At 70.0% G+C, this 10,399-nt stretch carries 7 protein-coding genes and 1 pseudogene; 4 read left to right on the top strand and 4 right to left on the bottom strand.

The genetic code is table 11. The annotated features are described in order from the left end of the window. On the bottom strand, positions 1-1,041 hold a 1,041-nt coding region (locus BZL64_RS30675), incomplete at its 3' end, for a DUF885 domain-containing protein (RefSeq protein ID WP_143663354.1). A gap of 33 nt (positions 1,042-1,074) precedes the next feature. After that, the gene (locus BZL64_RS30670; protein WP_086772407.1) at positions 1,075-1,566 is read right to left on the bottom strand and encodes an Lrp/AsnC family transcriptional regulator; all 492 of its coding nucleotides are present in this window, start codon (positions 1,564-1,566) and stop codon (positions 1,075-1,077) included. Between the two features lie 60 nt (positions 1,567-1,626). On the opposite strand from BZL64_RS30670, the gene BZL64_RS30665 reads away from it, so the two are divergent. Beyond that, entirely contained in the window at positions 1,627-2,898 is a 1,272-nt protein-coding gene (locus tag BZL64_RS30665; RefSeq protein ID WP_244205571.1) for a trans-sulfuration enzyme family protein, read from the top strand. A gap of 111 nt (positions 2,899-3,009) precedes the next feature. Here the strand turns inward: BZL64_RS30665 and BZL64_RS30660 are convergent, their stop codons facing one another. Then, positions 3,010-4,422: a GNAT family N-acetyltransferase gene (locus tag BZL64_RS30660; protein WP_244205569.1), complete on the bottom strand. Its 1,413-nt coding sequence runs from the start codon at positions 4,420-4,422 to the stop codon at positions 3,010-3,012. A 203-nt stretch (positions 4,423-4,625) separates the two neighbouring features. Further along, a pseudogene (locus BZL64_RS30655) lies at positions 4,626-5,507 on the bottom strand (alkaline phosphatase D family protein); the annotation flags it as partial. Between the two features lie 22 nt (positions 5,508-5,529). Here BZL64_RS30655 and BZL64_RS30650 point away from each other — a divergent pair. The 3 genes from BZL64_RS30650 to BZL64_RS30635 form a co-directional block, all read left to right on the top strand. Beyond that, the gene (locus BZL64_RS30650; RefSeq protein WP_086772406.1) at positions 5,530-7,149 is read left to right on the top strand and encodes a recombinase family protein; all 1,620 of its coding nucleotides are present in this window, start codon (positions 5,530-5,532) and stop codon (positions 7,147-7,149) included. Positions 7,150-7,219: 70 nt separating this feature from the next. Beyond that, entirely contained in the window at positions 7,220-7,762 is a 543-nt protein-coding gene (locus BZL64_RS30645) for a hypothetical protein (protein WP_086772405.1), read from the top strand. 1,814 nt (positions 7,763-9,576) lie between these two features. Beyond that, on the top strand, positions 9,577-10,399 hold an 823-nt coding region (locus tag BZL64_RS30635; RefSeq protein ID WP_086772403.1), incomplete at its 3' end, for a hypothetical protein.

Genomic DNA, 10,399 nt, shown 5'->3' with positions numbered 1-10,399 from the left:
CGAGTCGTGCGTCGCGCCGCCGGGCGGCGCGACGCACGACTCGACCTTGCGGACCGGATCGGCGAGTTCGAAGTGGGTGCCGTCCAGCGCGTCGATCGCCTGGTCCATCAGCCCCTGGAGCCAGTCGCGGACGGCGTCGACGCCCTCGATGTGCTTGCCGTGCTCGTCGAGGTGCGCGAGCGCCACCCACGGCGTCGCGGCGCCCGGCAGGATCTTCTCCGCCTCCTTCCGCATCTCGGCGAGGAGCCGGTGGTACTCGGCCCACCCGTAGGCGTACGCCTCGTCGAGGTCGAGGTCGGTGCCGTTGTAGTAGCGCGCCCAGCGGGCGTAGCGCTCCCGCCCGACGGTGTCCGGGGCGCCGTCCACGGCCGGCACGTACACGTCCCGCATCCAGTCCCGCAGTTCGGCGAGGGCGGCGTTCGCGGTCCGGGCCGCGGAGTCCAGTTCGGCGCGCAGCGCCTCGGGGCCGGCGGAGACGAAGTCCTCGAACCAGCCGCGCCCCGAGCCGTCGGTGTCCGTCCATTCGGTGAGCTGCCCGACGAAGGTGACGGCCGGGCGGGGAGGCCCGTACAGCTTGCGTTCCAGGCCGAGCGCCAGGGACTCCCGGTAGCCGGCCATCGCCGCCGGCACCGCGCGCAGCCGCTCGGCGATCGCCGCCCAGTCCTCGTCCGTCTCCGTGGGCGTCACGGTGAACACCTCGCGCACATGGTGCGCCGGCGAGGAGAGGTTGCTGACCTCGCGCAGGCCCTCTTCGGCGTCGTGGACGGCGAGTTGGGCGGTGAGGCGCTCGCGCAACAGGCGTGCGCACCGGCGCTCGATGTCACTGTCCGCGCCGGGCGCGCGTTCCGCCTCGTCGAGCTTGGCGAGGGTGTCGCGCGCGAGCTGCGCGCGCGCCTCCTGGCCGGCCGGCGAGAAGTCGGGCAGGCGGCTCGAACTCTCCCGCACGCCGAGGAAGGTGCCGGTCACCGGGTCTAGGGCGATGAAGTCGTCGACATAGGCGTCGGCGACCTCGCGGGGCAGCTGGCTGTTGGTCTGTGACATGGGCACCATCCTCGTACGAGGCGGTGCCGCACGTCACGGCGTTTGTGCCGAAGTCGTCGGTGGGAGCAGCGGACCGCAGTCCCACTGCTGGAAGATGAGCCGCGTCTCCACCCGGGCCACCTCCCGGTGCGCCGTGAACTCGTCGAGGACCAGCCGCTGGAGGTCGCTCATGTCGGCGACGGCGACATGGACGAGGTAGTCGTCGGGCCCGGTGAGGTGGAAGACCGTCAGTGCTTCCGGCAGTCCCCGGATGCGCTCCACGAACGGGCCCACCAGTTCCCGCCGGTGCGGTCTCACCTGCACGGACAGCAGTGCCTGCAGACCTCGGCCCAGCTTGGCCGGATCGAGCCGCAGCCGGTTTCCGAGGATCACGCCGGAGCGGCGCAGCCGCGTCACCCGGTCCAGACAGGTCGACGGCGCGAGCCCGACCTGCGCGGCGAGATCGCGGTAGGTCGTCCGGGCGTCGTTCTGGAGCAGCCGCAGCAGCTGGAGGTCCACCGGGTCGAGTACGACGGATTCGGCCATCGGCCGAACGTAGCACGGCCCCCGCACCACCAAGCCCGCCCGTTGTTCACCCTGCCGTCCATGGACTCAGCCTCAGCGAGCACTCAGGCGTACCCGGACCCCGCGGGCACGCACGCGTACGACGGCGTACGCACGTCCGGAGCGCCCGGCGCACCGGCCACCGAGGGAGGTGCGGATGACGGCGTACGCACGTCCGCGCCCCGCGCACTGGCCACCGAGGCCGTGCACGCCGGGCGCGACGACCTGGCCCGGCAGGGCCTGCACGCCCCGCCGATCGACCTGTCCACCACCTATCCCTCCTACGACAGCCGCGCGGAGGCCGCCCGCATCGACGCGTTCGCGGCGACCGGCGCCGAACCGGAGGGCCCGCCCGTCTACGGCCGGCTCGGCAATCCGACCGTCGCCCGCTTCGAGACCGCGCTGGCCCGGCTGGAGGGCACCGGGAGCGCGGTCGCGTTCGCCAGCGGCATGGCCGCGCTGAGCGCGGTGCTGCTGGCCCGCGCCTCCCTGGGGCTGCGGCACGTGGTCGCGGTCCGCCCGCTGTACGGGTGCAGCGACCATCTGCTGACCGCCGGACTGCTCGGCTCCGAGGTCACCTGGACCGACCCGGCCGGCATCGCGGACGCGCTGCGCCCGGACACCGGCCTGGTCATGGTCGAGTCGCCGGCCAACCCGACCCTCGCCGAGGTGGATCTGCGGGCGGTCGCGCACTCCTGCGGCTCGGTGCCGCTGCTCGCCGACAACACGTTCGCCACACCGGTGCTGCAGCGCCCCGCCGAGGACGGCGCGCGGCTGGTGCTGCACAGTGCCACGAAGTATCTCGGCGGCCACGGAGACGTCCTGGGGGGTGTGGTGGCCTGCGACGAGGAGTTCGCCGGACGGCTGCGGCAGATACGTTTCGCCACCGGTGGGGTGCTGCATCCGCTGGCCGGCTACCTGCTGCTGAGGGGCCTGGCGACGCTTCCGGTCCGGGTGCGCGCGGCTTCCGTGACCGCCGCCGAACTGGTCCGCCGCCTGACCGCCGACCCGCGCGTGGCCCGCGTGCACTATCCGCGGATCGGCGGCGCGATGATCGCTTTCGAGGTGCACGGCGACCCGCACGAGGTGATCGCCGGCGTACGCCTGATCACCCCCGCCGTGAGCCTCGGCAGCGTCGACACCCTCATCCAGCACCCGGCGTCCATCAGCCACCGCATCGTGGACGCGCAGGAGCGCCGCGGCGCCGGGGTGAGCGACCGGCTGCTGCGGATGTCGGTGGGCCTGGAGGACGTCGACGACCTGTGGGCGGACCTGGACGGCGCGCTGAACGGGGCTCCGGTCGCCGCGAGGTGACGTTCGGCAGCGCGCGGCGGCTGCTCGTGACGGCTCGAAGGGCCCGGCGGCATGCGCGTCGCCGGGCCCTTCGAGTTCGCCGGCCCTGCCTGCGCGAGGCGGCCGTCAGGCTCAGTCGCGGGCGGTCCGCTCCCCGAGCGGCCCGTACGACCGCCGGGCGCCGGCCGTGGCCGTGTCCAGGCGGGCGGTGATGACCAGCGTGCCCTCCTCGATCTGGTAGTCGAGGGGGAGGTCCAGGCCGCGCATGGCGGCGACCATGCCGGTGTTGGAGGCCTGCGTCACCGCGTACACGCTCTCGCAGCCCGCCTCGAGTGCCATCGCGACCAGCCGGCCGAGCAGTTCGGCGCCGATCCCGCGCCGCTGCCACTCGTCCTCGACGAGCAGGGCGACCTCGGTCTCGTCGCCGTCCCACAGCAGATGGCCGAGGCCGACGATGCGCCCCGACGGCGTCCGCACGGCGAGGGTGCGGCCGAAGCGGGGGCTGAGCAGGTGGTTGAGATAGCGGTCTGCGTCACCGACCGGCCCGTGATAGCGCATGCTCAGGGTGCGTGACGAGCACCGCTCGTGCATCGCCTTGGCCTCCGCCAGGTCGCCGGGGTCGGCCCGGCGCACGGTGATGTCGTTGCCCTCCGGCAGTGTCAGCACGTCCTGGCCCGGCGGGACGCGCGGGCCCAGCCGGGCGTCCAGCTCCACCAGGGCCCGCGCCCGCGCGAACTCGGTCGGGGTGAACGGCAGGTACGGCCGCTCCACGGTGATCACTCCACCTTCCGGCGCCCGCAGGCGCATCACGGTCTCCTCCAGGACGCCTTCCACCGGCACGCCCTCCGGCCCGCGTCCCCCGCCCCGCACCGCGGCGGGCAGTGAACGGATGGTGCAGCGGCCCAGCAACTGGCGCAGGGCGAGCGGCAGTTCGGCGGCGTCCAGGGCGGTCCGGGTGGCCAGACCGAGGACCCGGGTCGGGGCGTCGACCAGGTCGTGGGCGTCGGCGCGTTCGATCCAGGTGCGGGAGCCGCCCGCCAGCGCCACGGCGCGGCCGATGCCTGCCGCGGGGAGCGAACCGGGCGCCCGCAGCAGGAACTCGTCCACGGTGTCCTCGCCCAGCGGGTGCGTCTGCAGGCTCAGGATGTCGACGCGGTGCTCCGCCAGCGCCGTGCACAGCGCGGCCAGCGATCCCGGCGCGTCCTTCACCGTCGTCCGCATCCGCCACAGGGTGCTCTCCTGCGCGACGCCGTCGGGGAGTGCGGACGGCCCGGCCTGCGCCTCGGTGGAGGGCGGCCGGGCATCGGTATCACCCGTGGGCGGTGCGTGGCCGTGGCGCCGTGACCACCAGACGTGGAATCCGGCCGTGACGACCAGGGCAGCCGCCGAGATCGCCAGCAGTCGTGGGCCGTCCGGGCCGTGCACGACGAGGTTGGCGACCATGTCCGCCACCGCGACCGCCGTGAACAGCGCGGCCAGCTCCACGACGTCCCGCCGCCAGTGGTGCACTGGGCGGCCGTGCTTCGCGCGCGTCACATCAGACATGTCTCGAGTCATGCCGCCACTGTGAAGGAACGGTGTTGCGTGATCACGAACAGCTTGTGACTGTCAGGTAAAGGATGTATATGTCCTTTTTATTAATTCTTCTACATTCCTCGGGCGCCTGCCCGGCCGAAAGCGCCGCGCACCGGGAGATGACGCCGGTGCGCGGAGCGCCTTCCACCATAAGGGAGTTCAGGCCCCGGGGATCACTGACCGACCAGGCCCGGCTGGAGCGACTTGGTGAACAGCACGGTGCCGTCCTGCTCGCGCAGCCGCACGGTCAGTTCCCCGCTGTCGCCGTCGATGTCGACCTCGCCGAAGAACTGGTAACCGCCCGCCGGGGAGACGTTGGCGGTGGTGGGGGCCCTGACGAAGACGCGGTCCGGGCCGAAGGTGCCGTCGAGCGTGTTCGCCGGGAAGGCGCCCGCGTTGAGCGGCCCGGACACGAACTCCCAGAACGGGGCGAAGTCCTTGAACGCGGCCCGCGACGGGTCGTAGTGCTGGGCCGAGGTGTAGTGCACGTCGGCCGTCAGCCACACCGTGCCGGTGATCCGGCGGTGCTTGACGAACCGCAGCAGTTCCGCGATCTGGAGTTCACGGCCCAGCGGCGCGCCGGGATCGCCCTGGGCGACCGCTTCGATGTTCGGCGTGCCGTCACCGGTGTCCGGCACGACCAGGCCGAGCGGCATGTCGGCGGCGATCACCTTCCACACCGCTCGGGAGCGGGACAGTTCGCGCTTGAGCCACGCCAACTGCTCCTCGCCGAGGATGCCCTGGTCGTCGGCGCCCTGGTCGTCGGGGGAGTTGGCGTTCCGGTAGGTGCGCATGTCCAGGACGAACACGTCGAGCAGCGGGCCGTGGTGCTGGACCCGGTGGACGCGGCCGTCGGGGCGGCGCAGCGTCGAGATCGGGAAGTACTCCGAGAACGCCTGCCGGGCACGGGCGGCCAGCACGTCGACGCGCTTCTCGGTGTACCGCGCGTCGGTGAGGATCTCGCCCGGGTACCAGTTGTTGGTGACCTCGTGGTCGTCCCACTGGATGATCGACGGCACGCGCGCGTTGAACGCCCGCAGGTTCTCGTCCAGGAGCCTGTTCAACTACGGTTAGCCCATGACAACAACGACGGCGGACCCGTCGGGGCTCGCCGACATCTTTCTTCGGCGCTCCACGCTGATGGACGACAAGGCAACGTTGGACGCCCACGAGGACGTACTCCGCAAGGCGATTGAGCAAGAGGGCAAGATCGTACGGAAGGTGTGGCGGGAAGAGGTCAGCGCTTCAAAGCGAGGCGTTAAGCGCGAAGAGTTCGACGCAGCCATCGCATCTGTACTGTCACGCGAGACCGGCGCTCTATGGGTTTACAAGCTGGACCGCCTGAGCCGACGAGGAATGGGCCACGTCGGCATCGTCCTCGATGACTTCGAACGCATTGGGGCGGCACTCCGCGCGTATGCGGATTCCCTTGATTCCCGTAACCCGAATCATCGGATCATCTTTGCGGTAGCGGCTGAGCAAGCCCGATCCGAAGCAATCAACATCGGTGTACGTACTCGGATCGGGAAAGAGGCACACCGGCCGTTGGGGCACTGGCCCGGAGGCCCTGCGCCTTACGGATTGAAGTCGCAGAGGCTATTCCCTGATGACTCTCGACGTCGCGCGGCGCAACTCATTCGGCACCCGGATGAGTACCCCATCGCACGTGAGATGGCGGACCGACTCTTGGGTGGAGAGTCTGCCGCGAGTATTGCAGCGTGGACGACAACCAAAGGTCACCTCACCCGGCGCGGAAAGCGGTGGCGGGCAAGTACCGTCGCCGCGTGGGCGAGGACTCCCGGCACTGCGGGACTCATGCACCGGAAGGAGCGCGTCGAGGACCCTGAGACCGGGCGTGAGTACTGGCGCGTGACGGGCGACCTCGTGTTGGGACTTGACGGGAACCCCGTGCGTGTAGGAGACGGCGTGGTGACGCCGGAGGAGCGTCTCCGCATTGTCTCCATTTTGAACTCTCGCACCCGCGAACTGACGCCGGGCTTTACGAACGCAGGGAAGGCCGGTAAGCGTCGAGGGACCCGACAGGCACAGTCGCTACTAACGGGGATCCTCAAGTGCGGGCGCTGTGAGGGCCCTATGGTCCGCGGGGGCAAGCAGTACCGATGCCTCAGGCGCTCGGAGAGCGGTCCGCAGGCGTGCCAGGGGATGTACATCGACGCTGCGGATGCCGACGAGGCTGTCACGGAGCGGTGGCAGACGTGGGTGACGACGCTGGACCCGGAGGACCCATACGACGTCGACGTCCTAATGAAGATTGCGCGTGAGTGGTACGGACACCAAGACCCGTCACGCCGGCTGCGCCTCCAAGAGGCGAAAGCCGCGATTGAAGGCATCACCGAGCGCAGAGACAAGCTGGATACCGCCTACTACGTCACCGGATCGTTCACAGGTGACGACGGGGAACGTCGCTACCAAACGTTGAAGGCTGCGCTCGACGGGCAGTTGGCGACGCTCCGGGCGGAGATTGACGATCTGTCGCACGACGCTGACCTAACCCCGCTCCTGGAGCCTGAGGAGCTATCCGACGCATGGGGCGCTGCGGATCTGCCGACGAAACGCCTCCTGCTTGCGCTGACGCTCAAACGACTTCGAGCTGTACCCGCAAAGCATCGCGGCGACAGGACTCCGGTTTGGGACCGTGTCGCTCCCGAGTGGGTCACCGCTCAGCCGTCCGCCTGAACACGGCGAAAGCCCCGCAGCATCCTGGACAGATCACGGGGCTTTCGTCCTCAACAGAGGAGAAACCATCATGGCACACACCCCCGCTCAGCTCTCCGGCGTGGCCTGCATCGTCTGTGCTGACGAGTCCGGCCCGGTGATCCCCGTGGACGTCGTCGACGGCTGCCAGGTGTTCGCGCACCGCCCGTGCGTCGACGGGACAGCCCCCGCGCGGAACACGCTCCTCGTCGTCGGCAACACCGACACGGCCGACGACCTGGCCGACCTGGTTGCCTTCGCCTATGACGTAGCGGACCGTCTCCAGATGCACGCGACGGTGGCTGTCGGCCGCGACGTCGACGTCACACAGTTCGAGGGCGTCATCCTTCACGACTCCTACATGGACAGCGTGAACGGCGTCGTGCTCGGATTCGAGGCACGGGAGGCTGACGTCTTCTGCGTGGACGCCGGCTTCGTCTACGCCTTCGACCCCGCGACGGTCTGTGGCCACTGCTTCGAGGAAGGGGCGGAGCCGGTCCTCGACGGCAACACGTGGGTGCCGTCGATGTGCGCCCCGTGCGAGACGGAGGCCGCCCGTGTCGCGGCCGAAGGGGTCAGCCTGCCGGCTGTGTAGTGACACTGCGTGACATTGTGGCGGCACCGGGGCGACTCGGGGGCCGCCCTTCGTCGTTCCCGCGTCCTCGTCGACGGGTCAGTTTGGACGCGCCTCGACGTCGACGAGCGGAGGGCCGACGGAGACGTGTGTGTCATGCATGGAGTTAGCGACTGCGGAGCGTTACTATCTCCCGCCTCTTCGTCACCCTCCGTTGATGGAGCGGTCAAGCTGGATGCAAACCAACGAACTAACCCCCAATCTCATTTTCTTCCGACGCGCGTTAGAGAGTTTGAGAATGGGGGGTTAGTTCGTTGGTTTGGCGTGCAGCCTGACTGACGTCCGGCGAGCCGAGGGGTGGAGGCTCGTCGACGGGGTGAGTGGGAGGTGGAGGAGGCCCGTTAAGCGGTCTACGCGCCCGCCTGCCGCGCTCACAGGCCCCACGGGTCCCGGAGTCCCATCCGGCCCCCAATGGCTCCTGAGGGGCGCCAGGGCGCGTTTCGTGGGTCACTGCATTTCAGGTGCCGGTCCGCGGCCTCACCGTGTCGTTGTCACGCAGAGTAGTAAATTCGGCCCCGCGCCTCCGTCAGGAGTCGCGCGTAACAACGGCCCTGAATTCCCCCACTACCCCTACGTAAGCCGCTCCGCGGCTCACCGACGAAGGGGATCACTGTGGAAGACGACTTTGGCACGCCCGTGCGCCGTCACACCCGACGCACCTACGAGGCGGAGGACGTTGCCCATCTCTCGCGGGAGCTGGAGGCCGACGGATCGTACGTCTCTCCCGGCCGCACTCCGTGGCGCGGCCTGAGTGGGCATGACCCGCTCGCCGACGTCCCCGACGAGGTGTTCGGGGAACGGCACTTCGAGGACTGGAACGACGCCGGTCTGCCGGAGGAGGAGCGTCCGAAGCGACGCCGACCGTCCGGGCGGGCCGTGGATATCGTCCCGCCGGCCGTCGGGGAAGTAACCGTGACGGTGGACCCCGCCATAGCGGCAGCGTTCGCCGCACGGCAGGCGCAGGCCACGGAGGAGACGTCGTGGGACGTCGACGGGGGCCGTGTGACGGTGTGCGGCGACGTGAAGACGTGGTCCGGCCCGTGCCTGGAGTGTGGACAGGAGTTCACACAGCGACGTCCCGCGGCACAGCGCCGACGGTGGCGGAGGCTTTGCTCTCCGGCGTGTGCGGGGGCGTGGGAGCGTGCGCGTGGCAGGGAGCGTCAGCGACGTCGCCGGGCGGGTGGCGAAGCCGCTTGATGTCACGGGTTACATAGAGAAGGGGAGGGCGTCCCACAGGCGCCCTCCCCTCGTCGCATCGCGGAGTCTCCGGCCCCGGAATAGCTGTTGAGCCTCCCGCGCCGCGGGACGACGACCTCTCTCCGTCGTCCTGCTCAGCCCTCACCACCCGTGTCCCTCCGGGGAGCGCGTTGAGCGCCGGCCTCCTCCTTCGGGCCGTGCAGTTCCGCGCCGTCACTCCACGGGTGGTGAGGGCTTTTCCATGCGGAGAAATCGACCGGTAGAACGAAGACCACGGACGGAGACACGATGCGCGCCCTTGACGTGCCCGGTCCCGGCAAGCGGCCGTGCCAGACGTGCGGGGAAGTCCTCCCCGCGACACTGGAGCACTGGCCATGGGATCCCGCAGGACGAGGCGGATTCCGCCCGCACTGCACCACTTGCTACAACGCGAAGCGCCGTGAAGCGTACGCGAGCAACCCCGACCCTCAGCGACGGCGCATGCGAGAGCGATACGCCGCCCGCGCTGAGCACTTCCGAAGGGCCCTGACTCCAGGTGAGCAGGGCCCTTTGTCGTTCCCTGACACGAAGGACTGACGATGCGAGCAAGCACCAATATCGAGCTGACGAAGGCTTGGGCGACGGTTCCCGAAGTCGCGGAGGCGCAGAAGCGGTACGAGGCGGCCGTCAAGCTGAGCCGTGACTTCCCTCGCGGGAAGTCGCCCGCGGAGGCTCTGGCGGACGTCCAGAACGACGCCGTGGCCACGTTTACGGCTACGGGGAAGTGGCCCGCGGACTACGCGAAGCGAGCCGCGAAGGCGCACGCCGATGCCCTCGTGTGGGAGTCGGAGGCCGTCGCCCTGCGGCACCTGGAGCAGCGCACGAAGGCGGATGCGGAGGATCTCCGCGACTCCCTGTCGTCCGACGTCCTGGCGCACCTTGACGGCCGGCTCCGGGAGATCCTCGACGCAGCGAAGGACGCCGGGGAGGCTCTGAGCGACGTCACGACGGCGGAAGCTGCCATCGAAGCCGGCGGGGAAGTCCTGGACGCCTGGCGTCGCCTGACGGGGCTCCTGAAGGATCTCCGCAACGTGCGTGACGCTCAGTGGGACGTCCTCCGTGCCGTCACAGGCGACGACGAGCGTGCGCGCCTGCGGCTGTGGCTGTCCGCGGGTCACGGGGAAGTCAGGGACGTCCGTGTCGCCGACATCCCGGGGCACATCCGCAGCGTCATGCAGTCGCGCGCCTACGACGTCGAATACCTCGTGTGGCTCGCCCGGAGCGGCGCCGCATTCGTGCCGGCGTCGTTCGACGACCTGGAGTTCGCCGTCACGGCGTCAACGGAGCCCGTCAGTTATGACGACCGTGGCCCCGTGCGCGACTACAGCCCGGCCGTGACGCCGGAGCCGGCTCCGCAGCCCG

The organism is Streptomyces bobili (genome assembly GCF_002154575.1).
GTDB classification, from domain to species: Bacteria; Actinomycetota; Actinomycetes; order Streptomycetales; family Streptomycetaceae; genus Streptomyces; species Streptomyces bobili.
This window is presented reverse-complemented; position numbering and strand designations above follow the sequence as displayed.